The organism is Serratia sp. LACPHL-BACT-2024-00286 (genome assembly GCF_043109535.1).
GTDB lineage: Bacteria > Pseudomonadota > Gammaproteobacteria > Enterobacterales > Enterobacteriaceae > Serratia > Serratia sarumanii.
The window spans coordinates 58,559-76,550 of sequence record NZ_JBICNA010000001.1 but is presented as its reverse complement, the minus strand read 5'-3'; the positions used below and the strand labels follow the sequence as shown (position 1 = coordinate 76,550).

Here is a 17,992-nt window from a genome sequence, read left to right as displayed (position 1 = left end):
ACATTGCATTCATTAATAAAATAAATGAAAGAAACAAATTAAAAAAACGAATAGGATTATGTTTAAGATAAGTCAGGGTAATTTAAAAACGCCCAGCACATCGCTATTGAATAGAGAACTTTCTTAATTGAAAACACGCCTCTTTCGGCTGCGCTATTCCAAAGCATACGATATCAGAATATCCTATACTCTTTGCAGGATGCAGTTTCCTTCCCCTTGAATGCCGGTACAGGGAGTCAAAATGACTATTTTCGCCCCCTTGCGGGCAACTCTTTCAGCATTATTGGCAGAATTATCTGATGAATAAAAAACGTCCCGTCTTGACCCCGGCAACCCTGTTATTGCTGCAGCCGATCTGTATCGGTTCGGCCCTGGCGGCGGAGCAAAAAGACAGCGACACCCTGGTGGTGATGGCGCAACCCACCGGATTGACGGAGCTGGGGTCGCCGGTCTCCGTCAGCGTGATCGACGGCGAAGACCTGCGCAACGCCGCGCCGCAGATTAACCTGTCGGAAAACCTCGGCAGCGTGCCGGGCCTGCAGATCCAAAACCGGCAAAACTATGCGCAGGATCTGCAGCTGTCGATACGCGGGTTCGGTAGCCGCTCGATGTTCGGCGTGCGCGGGGTGCGCATGTACGTCGACGGCATTCCCGCCACCATGCCCGACGGCCAGGGGCAAACCTCCAATATCGACATCAATTCCGTCGAACGCATCGAGGTGCTGCGCGGCCCCTATTCCGCGCTGTACGGCAACGCCTCGGGCGGGGTCATCAATGTTGACACCATTACCGGCACCCAGCCGCCGACGCTGGAAGCCGGCGGCTATTTCGGCAGCGACAACACCTGGCGCTACGGGGTGAAAGCGACCGGCGCCACCGGCGACGGCACCCAGGCCGGCGACGTCAACTACGCCATCTCCGGCACCCGCTTTACCACCCAGGGCTACCGCGATCACAGCGCCGCGCGGAAAAACCTCGGCAACGGCAAGCTCGGCGTGCGGCTGGACGACGTCAGCACCCTGACGCTGATGTTCAACAGCGTCTCAATCGATGCCGGCGATCCGGGCGGCCTGACCGAAGCGGAATGGAAGGAAAACCCGCGCCAGGCGCCGCGCGCGGATCAATACAACACCCGCAAATCGCTCGACCAGACCCAGGCCGGCCTGCGCTATCAACGCCAGATGAGCGAGCGCGACGAACTGACCCTGACCGCCTACCACGGCGAGCGCCACACCACGCAGTACCAATCAATCCCGATGGGGCCGCAGCTCAACCCCACCCACGCCGGCGGGGTGATCGTGCTGGAAAGAAAATATCAGGGCATTGACACTCGCTGGAAGCATGAGGATACTCTCGCATCGTTACCGGTAACACTGATCGGCGGTCTGGATTATGAAACCATGACCGAACGCCGGCAGGGGTTCGAAAACTTTATTCTGCGAGACGGCACAGTGGACTACGGCGAGAAAGGCGACCAGCGGCGCAACGAGAAGAACCGCATCTGGAACCTGGATCCTTACCTGCAAACCTCCTGGCAACTGACGCCGCACTGGACGCTGGATGCCGGCCTGCGCTACAGCACGGTCAGCTTCGACTCGACCGACTATTACATCACGCCGCGCAACGGCGACGACAGCGGCAGCAAGCGCTACCACCAGTGGCTGCCGATGGGCTCGCTCAACTACAAGATCAATCCGGCGTGGAACCTTTATCTCTCCGCCGGCCGCGGCTTTGAAACCCCCACCATCAACGAGCTCTCATACCGCCCCGACGGCCAGGCGGGCCTCAACATCGGCCTGCAGCCGTCTACCAGCGACACCGTCGAGCTGGGCAGCAAGCTGCGCCTCGGCAACGGCCTGGTGAGCGCCGCCCTGTTCCAGACCGAGACCGACAACGAACTGGTGGTGGCGGAAAGCAGCGGCGGGCGCACCAGCTATGCCAACGCCGGCAAAACCCGGCGGCGCGGCCTCGAACTGGCGCTGGATCAGGAGTTTGCGCTGGACTGGCGCCTGAATATGGCCTGGACGCTGCTGGACGCCACCTACCGCAGCGATATGTGCGGTAAATCCGGCTGTACCCCCGCCGGCAATCGCCTGCCGGGCATCGCGCGCAATATGGGCTACGCCTCGCTGGCCTGGGCGCCGCCGGAAGGCTGGCACGCCGGCGCGGAGCTGCGCTACATGAGCGACATTCAGGCCAACGACGCCAACAGCGCGCAGGCGCCCTCTTACACCGTGGCCGGCGTAAACGCCGGTTATCGCTTTACCTGGAACCGCTGGGCGCTGGACGTGTTCAGCCGGGTAGACAATGTGTTCGATCGCCGTTACGTCGGTTCGGTGATCGTCAACGAAGGCAACGGCCGCTATTTCGAGCCGGCGCCGGGTCGCAACTGGGGTGGCGGCGCCACCTTGTCTTACCGCTTTGAATAAGGCAAAGCACCTTAAGGTTAAAAGACGGGATGGGTTTTACGTCACCCTAGCGGCTTCCCGCTGAAATATTAGGGAGAAACCGCGTGTTTTTTCCGATTTGGCTTAATCTCTAAATCGGGGACTTTCATTTTTGGTAAGGGTATTGCTATGCAAAATAAAGCGTCACTATCGCCGCTTATCGTCATAACGGCGCTATTTGCCGCCTTGAGCGGGCTTTATCTGCTCGGCGGCGGCATTTGGCTGGCCAAGTTGGGCGGTTCGCTGTATTACATCATCGCCGGGCTGGTGCTGCTGGCGACCTCCTGGCTGCTGTTCCGTCGCCGCGCCACCGCGCTGCTGCTGTACGCGGTGTTCCTGCTGGGCACCACCGTTTGGGCCCTGTGGGAAGTCGGCCCGGACTTCTGGGCGCTGACGCCGCGCCTGGACGTCACCTTCTTCTTCGGCCTGTGGCTGGTGCTGCCGTTTATCTACCGTAAGCTGGTCGCCAACGGCAAGTTCGCCTATGGTGCGCTGAGCGCGGCGCTGGTCATCACCGTCATCGCGCTGGCCTATGCCGTATTCAACGATCCGCAAGAGATCAACGGCACTCTCGACGCCGCGCAGGTGCAGCCGAAAGACGCCACCGGCGCCGACTGGCCGGCCTATGGCCGCACCCAGGAAGGCACCCGTTACTCGCCGCTGAGCCAGATCAACGACAAAAACGTTGGCCAGCTGCAAGAGGTTTGGCGTTTCCAGACCGGCGATCTTAAGACCGCCAACGATCCGGGTGAGATCACCAACGAAGTCACGCCGATCAAGATCCGCGATACCCTTTACATGTGTACGCCGCACCAGAAGCTGTTCGCGCTGGATGCCGCCACCGGTAAAGAAAAGTGGAAATTTGATCCGCAGCTGAAGTACAACCCGACCTTCCAGCACATCACCTGCCGCGGCGTGTCTTACCACGAAACCGCTGCAGCCGCGGGCGCCGCCGGCGATGCCGCACCGGCGATGTGCTCGCGCCGCATCATTCTGCCGGTCAACGACGGCCGCCTGTTCGCGCTGGACGCCGACACCGGCAAACCCTGTCCGGACTTCGCCAACAACGGCGAGCTGAACCTGCAGAGCAACATGCCGTATGCGACGCCGGGCCACTACGAGCCGACTTCGCCGCCGGTGATCACCGATAAAGTGATCGTCATCGCCGGCGCCGTGACCGACAACTACTCCAACCGCGAGCCTTCCGGCGTCATTCGCGGCTTCGACGTCAACAGCGGCAAGCTGCTGTGGGCCTTCGATCCGGGCGCGAAAGATCCGAACGCCATCCCGGCGGACGAGCATCACTTCGTGCCGAACTCGCCGAACTCCTGGGCGCCGGCCGCCTATGACGCCAAGCTGGATATCGTCTATCTGCCGATGGGCGTTTCCACGCCGGACATCTGGGGCGGCGATCGCACCCCGGAAATGGAGCGCTACGCCAGCGGCCTGTTGGCGCTGAACGCCTCCACCGGCAAGCTGGCCTGGTTCTATCAGACGGTACACCACGACCTGTGGGATATGGACGTGCCGGCGCAGCCGACCCTGGCGGACATTACCGACAAGAGCGGTAAAAAAGTGCCGGTCATCTACGTGCCGACCAAAACCGGCAACATCTTCGTGCTGAACCGCACCAACGGCGAGTTGGTGGTGCCGGCGCCGGAGAAACCGGTACCGCAGGGCCCGGCCAAAGGCGACCGCCTGTCGCCGACCCAGCCGTTCTCCGAGCTGACCTTCCGTCCTGAGAAGAAGCTGACCGGTGCGGACATGTGGGGCGCGACCATCTATGACCAGCTGGTCTGCCGCGTTATGTTCCACAGCCTGCGTTACGAAGGCACCTTCACCCCGCCGTCCGAGCAGGGCACCCTGGTGTTCCCGGGTAACCTCGGCATGTTCGAGTGGGGCGGCCTGGCCGTCGATACCGATCGCGAAATCGCCATCGCCAACCCGATCGCGCTGCCGTTCGTGTCCAAGCTGATCCCACGCGGCCCAGGCAACCCGATTGAGCCGCCGGAAGGCGACAAGGGCGGCAGCGGCACCGAATCCGGCGTACAGCCGCAGTATGGCGTGCCGTTCGGCGTGACCCTGAACCCGTTCCTGTCACCGTTCGGTCTGCCGTGCAAACAGCCGGCCTGGGGTTACATTTCAGCCGTGGATCTGAAAACCAACGACATCGTGTGGAAAAAACGCATCGGCACCGTGCGCGACAGCTCCCCGCTGCCGCTGCCGTTCAAAATGGGCATGCCGATGCTGGGCGGCCCGGTGACCACCGCCGGTAACGTGTTCTTCATCGGCGCCACCGCAGACAACTACCTGCGCGCCTTCAGCGTGACCAACGGTGAAAAACTGTGGGAAGCGCGCTTGCCGGCCGGCGGCCAGGCGACGCCGATGACCTATGAGGTCAACGGCAAGCAGTACGTGCTGATCTTCGCCGGCGGCCACGGTTCCTTCGGCACCAAGCTGGGTGACTATCTGGTCGCTTACGCCCTGCCCGACCAGAAGTAACCGCTGCAGTTAATACCGCGCAAAGCACGCCGCAAGGCGTGCTTTTTCTTTTCCCGCCCCGCCGACTGCCCCTCGTAATACCCTTAATTTTTTCACTCTCATTGTTGATAATGGTTATCATTCGCAATATTATGAGTGCGTGGCCCCGGCAGCGGCCCGAAATCCTTATCCAGCTTAATGGGCAATACAACGATCGGCCGCCTGCGGGCGGCTTTATTCGGAGGCGCATGGTCGACCATACTCGGAAGCATCGAAAGAAAATTCTGCAAGCGGCGGTGAAGACGCGGCGCGCCGCTCTGACGCTCGCGGCGAACTCCCCCGCCACTGCGCATTTTATTAGTTTGCCCCATCAGACGGAGGCCGTGCTGGTGCACCTGGTCGGCGATGATGACGCACAAGAGGAGCATGAATGAACCTGCAGCCCTTTACCGCCATGCTGATGTTCGCCTACGTGCTGTTGATGGTGCCGCTGCTCTACATCATCGACAGCCGGCTGAGCGCCAGCAAACTGGTGCGCAAAGCCACACAAAACGTCATCATCATCGTGTTGACGCTACTGTTCTTCAGCGCGATGACGCTGCTGTATTGACGCCGCAGCGGTTCCGGCGCCAAGCCGCGCACCTGAACCGCCCCCCTCTCCTCGCGAACGCTCTACGGTTTTCAGGCCCCCTTGCCGCAGCCAGTGGTATAAATCGACGTTGCGTTTGAACCCCAGTTTTCTCATCGCTGCCTGTTTGTGGTTACTGACGGTCTTCACGCTCAACGCCAAATAACGCGCTATCGCCGTCGGCGGCATTTCCCAGGCCAGATAGCGCATTACATCCTGTTCGCGGCGGGTAATGCGCTGCCGCTCGCACCAATAACAGCGGCGCGCTTCGCTATCAGACGTCTGCAACGCCAGCGCCTGTTCCACCCGGCTCAGCACGAGGCCGATCGTATCGTTGCGAAAGATCACACCCGATTCGCTGATGCAGCGCGGCTTGTCGCGCCAACGGGTGTCATCCGGCGCACGCAGAGAAAAATTAATCTGTTTACCGCCCTCCGCGGCACGCAGGCAGAATCGCGCCTGCCAATCCCTTTCCACGGACTGGAACACCATATCCGCCTGCGCCGCCGCGGCGGGATCCAGCAATCGAACCGGAATCGCCCTGCGGGCAAAATAAGGCAGCAGCACCCGCTGCAGCCCTTCAATAAAAAAGCGGTCGTTATCGATGAACGCCAGGGACAGACTATTTCCCATCGGTACCTTCTCCATGAAATCTCCCTTTTCGCACCCAGATGCACGTCATCCTTTCCGCTTATCAGCGCTAACAAGACCGATGACGGCCTTGCGGTGATACGCGGCCTTAAGCGCGACCAAGCGGCTACGGCAGCGCCAGAATGGCGACCGACTGCCCAGAGTAATCACCGGCTTTGACCGTTCCGGTCACGCCGAGCGTTGAAGTGACCGGCAACGTGATGCCGCTCGTGTCGGCAGTGAACGGATAGCCCTGATTGCCCAACACGCCATTGATGCGTAGCGTGCTGTAGACGCCCGAGTTGTTGCCCAGATCCAAACGGCCGCTGCTGCCGGTGCGGATATACATGACGATATTCATCTTCTGCGAACACACCACCCGCAGACTGCCGCGCGCGGTATTACCCGCCAGTTCAGTGTCCTGCAGCACGCCATGGTTCAAATCGAGCTGCTGCTCATCAATGCCGCACACCCCGACCGGCGGAGGCGCGATGCCGCAGACGCTGCTGGGCATCAGGCGCGCATTGCTCCCCGTTACCGCGGAACCGGAGCGCGTGTTGTAAAACAACCCGACGCACTCCTGAGTGATCGACTCCCCCACGTGCGAAGTGCTCCCCTGTATCGGCAACGGATAGATGCTTTGATAAAAACGGCTGAGCTCGCCCATCGTCGCCAATTGAGTAATTTGCGGATAACGCGTCGAGCCGACAACGTAGGCAGACGGTGACACCGAAGATGTGCCCCCGGTGTTGGTGCTGGTATGCCGGTGGTTAATGCCGATAGCGCAATTTGCCTGCTGATAGCAGGGATTGGGCGACAGGTCGTCCATATCCCAGCTTTCAAGCACGAACTTATAGCTAGCGTTGGAGGGAGAGCCGGTGCTTTGGGTGACGTACGAATAGATTTGTGCCGAGCACAGCCCCGGCGCCAGGCCAAGCAGTAGAGACATCCATCTGAAATGAGCACGCTGCATCGCGTCAGGTCCTTATTCTGTTTTGCCGAATACCGGGCCGGCCCGGCGTTTATTGATAGTCCAGGTTGAAAGTCGCAATGGCGTTGAACGCGCCGCGACCGATGGTCTTCTTCGCCAGCGCCTCCGGTTCGCCCCGCACATAAGCCTGCACGGCGATCACCGTACTGCCGTTCTGCAACGGGTATTTGCCGCCGGCGCTGTTGAGCGGCAATGGCCGCCCTTGCGCGGTTTCCATGCCGATGGCGATCCCGCTGGCCTCGCTGCTCGCCGCCAGCGCCAACAACCCCGGCAACTGCGGGTTTTCCTCGCCCTTGAAGGTGATCGACACCGTTTTTCCCAGGCTCAGATCGCATTCGGACAGCCGCAGCTCGAACGGTTGGCTCAACGTGCGCTGATTCAGGTACAGGTATTTGTCGACCACGGTGCCGAAATCCAGTTGGATATCTTCGTCGCCCGGCTGAATGACACAGGGCTCCGCCACCAGCGCGCCGTGCATATACAGATTGTCCGCCGCTCGCACCATGCCGCTCGCGCCCAGTGAAAACAGCAACAGCCCCGCCGTCGCCCAACGGCGTCTTGGCGTCATTTTCATACGTGTTCCCTCCTTCACTGGTAGTCAGCCTGCAGGGTCGCCGTGGCGTCGAACGCCCCTTCCGTCAAGGTTTCCCCCGCCTTGCCGACCGGCACCGCTTCCAGCACCGGCGGCTTGAGCGGATCGATGGGCAGCGAACTGCCCACTTTGAATGGCGCGGCATTTTGGTAAATGCGAATGCCCAGATAACGGTGGTTGGTTTGCACCGCCGCCTCATCGAAAGAGGTCGCCGTGCCGTTCAGGCGCAACATCATGTCCCACTTGCCGATCCCCGGCTCGCAGGTAATGCGATAGCCGATGGTTTGCCGGTAATTCACGCCGTCGACCTTATTGATACCGACGCGATCGCCGAAATCCACATCGATCACGCCATCATCGTTGATGGTGCAGGGCGGCGGCTCGATCAGCGTGCCGCGGAACTGCATATCGACCGTTTTTTCCGCCCAGGCGAAGTGGCACACCACGCCGGCGCACAGCAGCACGCTCGCCGTTAAACGCTGTTTCATGCTCTAGCTCCTGCGTTACTGATAGTCCACTTTCATCGTCGCGCCGGCGGTGAATTCACCCGCCGTCAGTTTGGCAGTGGCCGATTTCACCGGCACCGCCTCAAGCGTCGGCGTGACGGGATAGGTAAAACTCAACCACTGATTGATTGGCCAGCGGCCTCCCCCGTGAAGCAGCGCGATGCCCAGTCCGTCCTGGCTGGTGCGCAACAATTGACCGTCGAAACCGGCCGCCGCCCCCTGAACCTGCAGTTTGAGAGCGTTGCTGCTCTGCCCGTTGCACGTCAGCGTATAGTTCACCGGCCGCCGATAGTTGCTGCCGTCGATCCGGGTGGTCATCACTTCATCGCCGAAATTCACCTCGATAGGCTGCCCACCGTTGATAACGCAGGGAGGGGAAAGCACGGTGACCCGCACGTTCACCAGGGTGTTAGCCTCAGCCGACAGTTGAACCAGCGCCAACAGCCCCGCCAGCCAGAGCGCCGTTCGGCTTCGTTTCATCATCTGCGCCATCTCACCGCCTCAGTCATAACTCAGCCTAAAATCCACCGCCGCCCGATAAGCGCCGGCCATCAACGGCGCCGCGGTTCGCTCCGGCGCGACGGTGTAGCTCAAGGTATTCTGCCCCGGCGTCAGCATCAGCGGCTCACCGCGGCTGCCCAAGCGAACGTCGCGGCCGCGGCCGTCCAGCAGGCGCAGCCCCAGACCAGACACGCCCTGCGCTTTCACCAACTGTGGGTTGTCCATATCCGCCGGCGCGCCGAAGCTGACCGTCACCGCCGGTTGGTTCGGCGCCCAGGTCAGTGCGCCGGTGCGCGCATCGCGCTGGCTGGTCGAGGCGCGCAGACAATCTTGCAGACGCAGCTCGAACGCCACCGGCAGCCCGCGATCGCCGGCCTGCCGCAAGCGTGCGGTGCCGGTTTCCCCCAGCCAAATATCCTGCCGCGCGCTGGTCATCTCCAACCGACAGGCACTCTCCGTCAGCGCGCCGCGTACCTGCAACACGCCGTTGGCGCCTTCCACCTGCCAGTTGTCGGCCGCGACGGCTTTCGGCAATAGCAGCGGCAACATCAGCGCCAGGCCGCCCATCGCGGCGTAATAGCGCCATTCGCAGCGCTGCGGCAGGCTGTCCTTTTTCAGTTTTCGTTTCATCCTTTGCACCTGAGTCACTCTCCCGTCGATAACGGCCTGAACAGAGGGTTATGAAGCCGGTTTCTTTTCCGGCACCACTTTGCAACTGCCGCCGCTGCAGCTGAAACTGAGCTGCGGCCGGCCGCCGTAGTCGTTGATATAGGTCAGCACCGGGCTGCCGCCCAGGGCCGCCGCGCTCACGGTCAGCCGCGCATTGCTCTTGGGCGCGATCATGAAGGGCTCGAAACCCTGCGCGCCTTCGCCGTGCTTTTTGCTCCCGGCATCGACAATGGTGATGTAATAAGGGGTCGGGTTATTGACCTGATAGCCGTCTCCCTGCCGCGTCAGTGTCAGTTGCTCTTGCCACGGCGTCGCCATGTCGGCGCGGCTCGGCACGATCGCCGTCGGCCGGTAAAACAGCTTGATGCGCGTTTGCAGCGCGATCTGCAGCGTGTTCGGTTTGTCGCTCTTCGGCGGGATCTCGCGCAAATTGAAGTAGTACAGGCTCTCGCGATCCTGCGGCAGCTGTTTGGCCGCCGGCAGCGCCTGAATCTTTATCTGGCTCGGTTTGCCCGGCTCGATGCGCTGCACCGGCGGCAGCACCACCAGCGGGCTCTGAATCTTGTTGCCCTGCTCGTCCTCCAGCCAACCCTGCGCCAGATACGGCAGCTGTTTGTTCTGGTTGCTGAGGTTCAGGCTGACCGAGCTCTGGCCGCCGTCAAAGATCACCCGGGTGCGATCGAGCGCGATCGCCGCCGATGCCTGCTGCGACATCGCTGTGCTCAACAGGGCGATCGCCGCCGCGGTCTTCAGGGAAATGTTCTGCATGTTGTCGATTACTCCAGATTCAGAATGATGAATTTATTCAGCCGGGGCGAGCGGCCGGCAAGGCAGCAACAATGTGCGCATCAGCATGTCGGCCGGCAGCGAAGACGGCAGCTGTATTTGGCACTGTGCGGCGCCATTCCAGTGGACCGTCATGGTTTCACCGGCGTTGATGCCGCTTAGGTAGACGCTGCCGCCGTCGTTGACGATGCCGGTTTCCTGTTTGCGGGCGTTCAACACCGTAGCGCCGAACGGCGGCGTACTGCCGTCCGCCAGTTTGACGATCGCCATTGCCTTCTCACCGGCGATCACATCGAACTTGCGGTAGCCAATCGCCCCTTCCGTCAGGGTGGCCTGCACCACCGATCGGGTGGCCTCGGCGTTGTCTCCCAGCTTGTTCAGATCGATACTGGCCTTGTTGCGGTAATAGCTGTTGACGTCCGCCACCACCGCCTTGCCGAAGCGGTTGGTGCTCACGGTGCTGCCGTAGCCGCGCACCGGTACCCCGGCTACGCCGTTGGTGTCCAGCAACAGGCGCGTACCGCCCATAACGGTAGAGCGATGCAGCGCGCCGCCTTCCTGCGTGACGGTCATCCCTCCCTGCGCGGACAGGCCAACGGCGCTGTAGCGCCCGGCCTGATAGCTGGCGTTGGCGCTCAGACGCGCCACGTCGCCCTCGTGGTTGTAGTAGCCGTTCAAATTGGCGCCGCTCCGCGCGCTGCCGGCGCTCACCTGATAGTTGTTGTGTTCGTCGACGCGGTTGTAGTACCCCACGCGATGAGTGTTGTCGTTGCGATTCACCGTGGTGTTGTAGCTGAGAGTGGCACCATTGCCCCACGGCATTGACAGCGACAGATACATGCCGTCGTCGTTGGTCTCGTTGTAACGGTTGCGATAAGCCGACAACGACAGGCTCAGGTTTTTGAAGTCGCCGATGTCGAAATAGCGCGACGCCGTCAGGCTGTAACGGTCATTGGCCGGGCGATCCCAATAAGTCTGATGGTTGTAGTTGAGGTAGGTGCTCAACCCCCAGTCGCGGAACTGCTTGTTAAAGGTGATGGTGTACATCTCCTTGTTGTTGCCGACCCGATTACCGTAATAACGCGCGTCGAGGTATTCGCTCATGCTCATGTAGTCTTCTTGCGAGAAACGGTAGCCGGCGAAGGTGACCTGGCTGTCCAACTCATCGAAGGTTTTCGAATAGCTCACCCGGTAAGAACCGCCGCTCAGCGTTTTTTCCTGCTGCGGCAGGCGCGCCCGCGATTGGGTGGCGTCGAACGACAGCGCGCCGAACATCATCAGATCGCGCCCCACGCCCAGCGAAAGGGCGTTATAATCGCCGCCCGCCAACGCGCCGCCATACAACGACCAGCCGTTGCTGATGCCCCATGAGAATTCGCCGGTGCCAAACAGCGGCCCGCGAGCGTGGTGTTGCCAGTCGGACGGCTTGCCCGCCGCCAGTTTGAAACGCCACGAGCCCGGGCGGGTCAGATACGGAATGCTGGCGGTGTTCATCTTGAACGCCTGTACGCTGCCGTCCTGTTCTTCCACCCGCACATCCAACTCGCCGGAGATGGCGTCATTGATGTCCTGAATACGGAACGGCCCCGCCGCCACCTGGGTTTCATAAATGACCCGCCCCTGCTGACTGATGGTCACCTTGGCGTTGGTTTTGGCCACGCCGACCACCTCTGGCGCATAGCCGCGCAGGTTGGGCGGCAGCATATTGTCGTCGGAGACCAGACTCGCGCCTGAAAAACGGAAGCTCTCGAAAATGCCCGAATCCAAATAGTCTTCACCCAGCGTCAGGCGCGAACGCAGCGCGGGGATGGCGCGGTAGGCGTAATAGCGGCTCCACTCCAACTTCTTATCGGTAGGCTGCCCGACACCGGTTTGATGGTTAAGCTGCCCCTGCCAGTCGGCGCGCAGACGCCAGGCGCCGAGATTGGCGCCGGCGGTACCGTTGCCGCTGACGCTATACTCGCGAGTGCCCTCCTTTTGCTGATGCCGGCTTTGAGCATTGAGGTTATAGTCGAACAACAACCCCGGAATGCCCTCATCCCAGCGCGACGGCGGATCCCAGTCTTCCGAGCTGTACTCCATATAAGCCTGCGGCACGCTCAGATAGAGCGCAGCCGTCGCAAGATCGCCGCGCGACGCCATGCCTTTCAGGCTGGATTCGTCCAGACACTCACCCTGATGCCACCAGCTGAGCGATCGCATCATCTCTTGCTTCAGCCCCAATTGTTCGACCAACGCTTTGGTGATGCAGGCCCGGCTGCCGTCCGGATCGCTGTCCGACGGATAAAACGATATTTTTTGCTCCGGCAGTTCGTTTTTATTGATATGAACCACCATGCTGTAACTCCCCGGCATAATGTAGCCGCTGCGGGAAAATTGGCTTAGGTCGATATTTTTCCGATCGTTAACATCCAGAATGTCGGTATTAAATTGAATACCGTCTTCAGCGTAAACACGCGTTGATGAACTTCCCAGTGCCAGCGTGATACATAACCCCAAAACCTGAAATCGAAATAGCTTCCCAGCAGGTGATAACATCATATCCCTAACCTTTATCGTATATTTCCGTCGTTGCGGCCCACCGTAAGCCGTAATAAAAACTTCAGTAATAATCCAGCTTGAAGCGCACCGCAGAAAAATAGCTTCCGGCATGCAGCGGTTGCTTATTGGCAACCAGCTTGATGGAATAGTTGAGCGACATGCTTCCTGGTGAAATATCGCCACGTGGCAAAGGCACACCGGGCGCCGCGATATTCCCTTGGCCATCGGATATTTGCAGCGCCACACCCTTCGCATCTCCGCGCACGCCGAATAACTCGCCATCGGCATCGCCGTCAAAAACAACCTGGAATTGCTTCCAGTTCGGCAAATTGGGCTTTGGCCGTTCAAACGTGCAGTTGATTAATTCGATGGTGAATGGGCGCGTATTGCCCTGTCCATCGCGCGCAATATTTCCCAGCGGCAACACATCCATATCGATAGTCTGATCGCGACTGCCGGCGGCAATGGCGCAAGCGGTATCGATAATGGCTCCTTGCATATTCACTCGCCCCCATCCCTGAACCTTGGGAGCAGCCTGAGTGGCCGGAATAACTAGCATGGTCATCAATATGCAAGGAGACACTAAATGATAAATAAACCGGTTCATTGAATACCCCTGACAAATACCCTTCATCCTGGGAAAATGCATGCGGGATATCCCGCATGCATAAAAGACGTCACGCCAATGGCGATGAGACTTATTGGTAAGCCAGTTTGAAATCGGCTACGGCGGTGAAATCACCTGGAACCACGGTGGCGGAAGCGCCGTCACCCTGCAGGTAAGCGGCGAAGCGCAGCGTGTTGTTGCCGTCGTTCAACGTCTGAGGAGCCGTTGCGGTGCCCAGTTTGATCGGATTGCTCGCCATGTCGGTAATAGCGATGCTGGCGCCGCTGGCGGTACCGATGATGCCCAGCAGATCAGGGTTCGCGGCGGAAGCCTTGCCGTCAAAAGTGGTGGTGACGGTTTTCAGCGTGGAGGTGTCGCACTGTTCCAGTTTAATATCGAACTGACGCGGCGCTGATTTGCCGCCATTTTTCAGCGCGACATTGGAAATCTGCCCCATTTCCACAGTTTGATCGACCGATTCAGGCGCAATGGAGCAAGGAGCATCAATAATAGAACCGGTAAAAGTCACTTTGCCATGACCCTGATCGGCGGCATTCGCCAGAGAAGACACGCCAAACGCCAGAACAGTTGCCAGCATGATTTTGTTCAGTTTCATAATTCACTTATTCCTTTAATATTGTGTAAAAAGCGCAGGATTGCTCCCGTTCCTTTAACAGCCATTTATACATTCCAGAATGAATAACGGTATTACTCTTCGCCAAAAAGAAAGACGTCGCAATTGTGAAATCGCGACTGTCAATTCATTACCACCCAATTAGGGTTATAAACGAATAGCTAAACAGGCAAAAGAAAAACACGCTTAAATAAAGATCGTCTAAAGACTTACCCTTCAGAGATATTTAAAATAAGCTTCGTCTTACCCGCTCATTTTGGCCTGGTTATTCTTACAAAAACACTCACACCTTGGAAAGCCATTTTAATCAAAACCAATAAATACAAAATATAAGCCCAAAAACCACGAGACGAATATATTTTTGCGAGACAACAGATCGTAAAAGCAATAACACCAGTCAATTGTATCGAAAAACATATTTTCCACGACATTAACGATCGCCATTTTGCTATTTGCGTTATAATGCGCCGAGAAAGAGAAGGAAGACTTAACGATCCGAACAGGTGAAAACCAGGCTCGGAAGTACACCATGGAGCAAAACAATGAAATACAGCCAATACACACAGCCGGCCGGGCCCCCGGCAACGGCATTCTCCATCCTGCCCCTTGCCCGCCGCCGGGTTATAGCGGCGAAAATATCAGGTTCAGACGGCCGTCCGGGAATAGCTCAGGAGCGTCTTGTCGGCAACCGGCACTATTCTCTGACCCATCTTTTACCGCTATATCAAAACTCACCTGAAGTTTAAGGGAGGCTTACATGGCAAAACGCATCTCAAAACAACAAGAATTGCAGAACCTGCAGCAACATTTACTCACGACGCTACACAACCTGTGCCCTTCAGCCAGGGAAACGCCGCCGCCGCCCCCCGGCGAATGGCCCACCACGCGCCAATTGGCCGAGTCCAACGACTTGACGATTTATCAGGCGCGCAATTTGCTGCTGAGCCTGGCGGGCAAGGGAAAAGTGCTGGTCACCCAAGGCCCTGTCAATAACTCACTGCGCTGGTATCCTTCGACTCACCACTCCTGACGACGCCATTTTCTTGCCGGCGGCCGTTCAATCGGCGCCGGCAGTTCCCCGATAATACACGGTTAACCTTTCCTCTCTCGCCTCATCCGCGGATATTTCCACAGCCAGCGCCCGCTGACCATGCGCCAATAGAACAAGGCGCCGCGCACTGCCCAATCGAGGAACATCCCCAACCAGACGCCCACCACGCCCATGCCCAGTTCAATGCCCAGTGCGTAGCCCGCCACCACGCGGCAGCCCCACATGCCCAGCATCGTCACCCACATGGCAAAGCGGGCATCGCGCGCGCCTTTCAGCCCGGCAGGCAACACCCAGGAAGCGGCCCAGATCGGCATAAAGGCGGCGTTGAGCCAAATCAGGGTTTTCACCACCGATTTCACGTCATCCTGCGAGGTATAAAACGCGGCGAATACCCCGGCCAGCGGCGCCGTGCCCCAGGCGATGGCGGTTAGCCCAAGGGTAGACAGCCAGAAAATATGACGCAGCTGCCGCTCCGCCTGGCCGATCTCGCCTTTGCCGAGCCGCCGGCCGACGATGATGGTCGAGGCCGATCCCAACGCGTTGCCCGGCAAGTTGATCAACGAAGCGATGGAGAAGGCGATGAAGTTACCGGCAATCACGTTGGTGCCCATGCCGGCGACGAACATCTGCGTCAACAGCTTGCCGCCGTTGAACAACACCGATTCAACGCTGGCGGGAATGCCGATCCCCAGCACTTCCCACAGGATGCTCATCTTCAGCGGCGTGAAATAGCTTTTCAGCGTGATGTGCAGCGCCGGGTTAAAACCGATCGCCAGCACATAGAGAATGGCGATGGCGCCGATATAGCGGGAAATCGTCAGCCCCAGCCCGGCGCCGACGAAGCCCAGCCCGTGCCAACCCAGCATGCCGTAAATCAGGATGCTGCTGATGATGATATTGAGGATATTCATGCCGCCATTGATCAGCAGCGGGATCTTGGTGTTGCCCGCGCCGCGCAGGGCGCCGCTGCCGATCAGCGCAATCGCCGCCGCCGGGTAGCTCCACACCGTGGTCTGCAGGTAAGAGAGCGCCAGCGCTTTCACTTTCGGCGAGGCCGCGCCGGCGATCACATCGATGATCGGTTCGCCCGCCAGATGAATGCCCGCCGCCAACAGCAGCGCCACGCCGGTCATCAAGACCAGCGACTGACGCGCCGCCGCCCGCGCGCGCCTGCGATCCCGCTTGCCGAGGCTGAAGGCCACCACCACGGTGGTGCCGAGATCCACCGCGGCAAAAAAGGCGATGATCACCATGTTGAAGCTGTCCGCCAGCCCCACCCCGGCCATCGCCTCTTTGCCGAGCCAGCTCACCAGAAAGGTGCTCAGCACCCCCATCAGCAGCACGCAGGCGTTCTCCAGGAAGATCGGCACCGCCAGCGGCGTGATCTCGCGCCAGAACAGCACGCGGTAGCTTTTCCGTTTGGCGTACCAGGGCGTATTTTCCACGCGCTGACGCAGGGCGGCATACAGGTTCAAGGTGGGCTCGGTGGATAAAAGTGAAACATCATTTCAAATGATGATCGATAAATCGTTATCCTGCAAAGAATTTTTGGGCGCCCGTGACGAGCGCCCGACAGGCTTGCCGCAACGCTACTCCATGTAGTCTTCCTGATCGGCCTGCGCCGCCGCGATAAAGCGCGCGGTGCTGCGGCTGAGCGTGGCGCATTTATCCGTCAGCAGCTGATTATCCTGTTGCAGAGCCAGATAGCGCGCCTGGGTGAGCGCCGGCAGCTGCCGATACCCTGCCGCATGCGTGTCCCAGCCGCGGTGCTGCGCCGTACGCATCGCGGTGCGCTGCAATTTCACATCGTCCGGCACTTCGCTGCGCCCGCACGCCACGCGCAGGAAATGCCCGCCGGCCAGCATCAGAGCAATGTGATCCAACTGCGCCTGCAGCGGCGGCGCCGGTTTATGCGCCGTCTGCTGACAACCCGCAAGCAGCAGCAACGCCACCGCGCCGCAAAGAGAAGTGCGAAACAGACTAGACATGGGCGCTCCCGGAAAACCTGTGGGTGATGCAATGATCTTAGGTGAGCGGATGCCGGGCGGCAAGGCGGGTTACACGCTTAGCGCCGGCCGCTGCTGACCTTGGTGGCGCGGGCGGGGTTGCCGGCGACGAACTCCAGCGTGGGGGAATAGTAAAACGGCAGCCAGGCGTTATAGCCGCTCTCCCACTCCCATTTGACCGGGCAGGGCCACAGCATGTCTTCATGCAGGATGTAATAGATCCACCGCCCGGGCGGACGGCGCGGTTTGCGCGTTTTCATAGCGGGTTCGACGGCCTGATGGAATGCGATAGGGTGAACTGCTGCATTTTACCGCGATTTGGGTCGCGGGGACAGCCTGCGCTGCCATGCGCAATGCCCGCCGAACCTCGCCCGCTGATTCGACGTAAAGCCCGCCGTTTTACTGATCCAGAACATCTTTCGCATTCACCTTGCTGATATATTGATTGAAAATCATTCCTATTCAGGAGGAAGGGTCATGGTTAAGTCACTGAATGCGGCATTCACGCGCCTTTTTGATCGCCCGGACGCCGGTAAGTTGGCGCTCAGACTGACCTTCGGCGGGCTGATGCTGTTTCACGGCGTGGCGAAAATTCAGCATGGCGTCGGCTGGATCGCCGATGCGTTACAACAACAGGGGCTGCCCGCCTTCATCGCCTATGGCGTGTATGTAGGGGAGATCCTGGCGCCGATACTGATCGTTTTGGGGCTGTTCACCCGCCCCGCCGCGCTGATTTACGCCCTCACGCTGGTGGTGGCGTTTCTGATGGTGGGCACCGGCAAGGTGTTTACCGTCACCGACGTCGGCGCCTGGGGCATTGAAAACGAACTGGTGTTCTTTATGGGTGGGGTCGTCATCCTGCTGCTGGGCAGCGGGAAATACGCGATCGCGCGCAATGAAGCCTATCGGTAAGCGGCACTAT

The 17,992-nt window shown here is 59.6% G+C and carries 19 protein-coding genes; 6 read left to right on the top strand and 13 right to left on the bottom strand.

Annotation, left to right across the window (positions count from 1 at the left end):
* Window positions 1–296: 296 nt before the first annotated feature.
* The 4 genes from pqqU to ACF8MC_RS00385 all read left to right on the top strand — a co-directional run bounded on the left by pqqU (window position 297) and on the right by ACF8MC_RS00385 (window position 5,538).
* The gene (pqqU, locus tag ACF8MC_RS00400; protein ID WP_172448274.1) at window positions 297–2,429 is read left to right on the top strand and encodes a TonB-dependent receptor PqqU; all 2,133 of its coding nucleotides are present in this window, start codon (window positions 297–299) and stop codon (window positions 2,427–2,429) included.
* Between the two features lie 147 nt (window positions 2,430–2,576).
* Window positions 2,577–4,949, top strand: coding sequence for a glucose/quinate/shikimate family membrane-bound PQQ-dependent dehydrogenase (locus ACF8MC_RS00395; RefSeq protein ID WP_049211400.1), 2,373 nt, complete (start codon window positions 2,577–2,579; stop codon window positions 4,947–4,949).
* A gap of 227 nt (window positions 4,950–5,176) precedes the next feature.
* Window positions 5,177–5,362, top strand: coding sequence for a hypothetical protein (locus ACF8MC_RS00390; RefSeq protein ID WP_164104871.1), 186 nt, complete (start codon window positions 5,177–5,179; stop codon window positions 5,360–5,362).
* Complete coding sequence (locus ACF8MC_RS00385; protein ID WP_033635123.1) at window positions 5,359–5,538, top strand: hypothetical protein; 180 nt, start codon at window positions 5,359–5,361, stop codon at window positions 5,536–5,538. Before ACF8MC_RS00390 ends, ACF8MC_RS00385 begins: the two co-directional genes overlap by 4 nt.
* On the opposite strand, the gene ACF8MC_RS00380 is transcribed toward ACF8MC_RS00385, so the two are convergent.
* From ACF8MC_RS00380 to ACF8MC_RS00335, 10 genes are all read right to left on the bottom strand, one after another.
* Window positions 5,503–6,204 (bottom strand): LuxR C-terminal-related transcriptional regulator, encoded by a 702-nt coding sequence (locus tag ACF8MC_RS00380; RefSeq protein ID WP_164025309.1) that lies wholly within the window; start codon window positions 6,202–6,204, stop codon window positions 5,503–5,505. The genes ACF8MC_RS00385 and ACF8MC_RS00380 overlap by 36 nt on opposite strands.
* Before the next feature lie 109 nt (window positions 6,205–6,313).
* Window positions 6,314–7,135 carry an adhesin gene (locus tag ACF8MC_RS00375; RefSeq protein WP_223181969.1) on the bottom strand — a complete coding sequence of 274 codons (822 nt, stop codon included), beginning with the start codon at window positions 7,133–7,135 and terminating at the stop codon, window positions 6,314–6,316.
* 73 nt (window positions 7,136–7,208) lie between these two features.
* Window positions 7,209–7,751 (bottom strand): fimbrial protein, encoded by a 543-nt coding sequence (locus ACF8MC_RS00370; RefSeq protein ID WP_371317395.1) that lies wholly within the window; start codon window positions 7,749–7,751, stop codon window positions 7,209–7,211.
* A 14-nt stretch (window positions 7,752–7,765) separates the two neighbouring features.
* Window positions 7,766–8,257 (bottom strand): fimbrial protein, encoded by a 492-nt coding sequence (locus ACF8MC_RS00365; RefSeq protein ID WP_050438937.1) that lies wholly within the window; start codon window positions 8,255–8,257, stop codon window positions 7,766–7,768.
* Window positions 8,258–8,272: 15 nt separating this feature from the next.
* A complete protein-coding gene (locus tag ACF8MC_RS00360; protein ID WP_223479916.1) occupies window positions 8,273–8,758 on the bottom strand; it encodes a fimbrial protein in 486 nt (161 codons plus the stop codon).
* Between the two features lie 18 nt (window positions 8,759–8,776).
* The gene (locus tag ACF8MC_RS00355; protein ID WP_194243208.1) at window positions 8,777–9,406 is read right to left on the bottom strand and encodes a fimbrial protein; all 630 of its coding nucleotides are present in this window, start codon (window positions 9,404–9,406) and stop codon (window positions 8,777–8,779) included.
* A 48-nt stretch (window positions 9,407–9,454) separates the two neighbouring features.
* The gene (locus ACF8MC_RS00350) at window positions 9,455–10,213 is read right to left on the bottom strand and encodes a fimbria/pilus periplasmic chaperone (protein ID WP_033635126.1); all 759 of its coding nucleotides are present in this window, start codon (window positions 10,211–10,213) and stop codon (window positions 9,455–9,457) included.
* 33 nt (window positions 10,214–10,246) lie between these two features.
* On the bottom strand, window positions 10,247–12,772 hold the full coding sequence (locus tag ACF8MC_RS00345) for an outer membrane usher protein (RefSeq protein WP_164104872.1): 2,526 nt from the start codon (window positions 12,770–12,772) through the stop codon (window positions 10,247–10,249).
* 61 nt (window positions 12,773–12,833) lie between these two features.
* Window positions 12,834–13,379 (bottom strand): fimbrial protein, encoded by a 546-nt coding sequence (locus ACF8MC_RS00340; RefSeq protein WP_033647884.1) that lies wholly within the window; start codon window positions 13,377–13,379, stop codon window positions 12,834–12,836.
* Between the two features lie 91 nt (window positions 13,380–13,470).
* Complete coding sequence (locus tag ACF8MC_RS00335) at window positions 13,471–13,995, bottom strand: fimbrial protein (protein ID WP_033635129.1); 525 nt, start codon at window positions 13,993–13,995, stop codon at window positions 13,471–13,473.
* 775 nt (window positions 13,996–14,770) lie between these two features.
* Between ACF8MC_RS00335 and ACF8MC_RS00330 the strand changes: the two genes are divergently transcribed.
* On the top strand, window positions 14,771–15,043 hold the full coding sequence (locus tag ACF8MC_RS00330) for a hypothetical protein (RefSeq protein WP_033647885.1): 273 nt from the start codon (window positions 14,771–14,773) through the stop codon (window positions 15,041–15,043).
* 62 nt (window positions 15,044–15,105) lie between these two features.
* Here ACF8MC_RS00330 and ACF8MC_RS00325 read toward each other — a convergent pair whose 3' ends face one another.
* The 3 genes from ACF8MC_RS00325 to ACF8MC_RS00315 all read right to left on the bottom strand — a co-directional run bounded on the left by ACF8MC_RS00325 (window position 15,106) and on the right by ACF8MC_RS00315 (window position 17,330).
* On the bottom strand, window positions 15,106–16,539 hold the full coding sequence (locus ACF8MC_RS00325) for an EmmdR/YeeO family multidrug/toxin efflux MATE transporter (RefSeq protein ID WP_164104873.1): 1,434 nt from the start codon (window positions 16,537–16,539) through the stop codon (window positions 15,106–15,108).
* A gap of 114 nt (window positions 16,540–16,653) precedes the next feature.
* Window positions 16,654–17,052, bottom strand: a complete 399-nt coding sequence (gspS, locus tag ACF8MC_RS00320) for a type II secretion system pilot lipoprotein GspS (RefSeq protein ID WP_047571465.1) — start codon at window positions 17,050–17,052, stop codon at window positions 16,654–16,656.
* Between the two features lie 77 nt (window positions 17,053–17,129).
* Window positions 17,130–17,330, bottom strand: coding sequence for a hypothetical protein (locus tag ACF8MC_RS00315; protein WP_015378375.1), 201 nt, complete (start codon window positions 17,328–17,330; stop codon window positions 17,130–17,132).
* 217 nt (window positions 17,331–17,547) lie between these two features.
* Here ACF8MC_RS00315 and ACF8MC_RS00310 point away from each other — a divergent pair, with 217 nt between their 5' ends.
* Window positions 17,548–17,982 (top strand): DoxX family protein, encoded by a 435-nt coding sequence (locus ACF8MC_RS00310; protein WP_164104874.1) that lies wholly within the window; start codon window positions 17,548–17,550, stop codon window positions 17,980–17,982.
* Window positions 17,983–17,992: the final 10 nt, after the last annotated feature.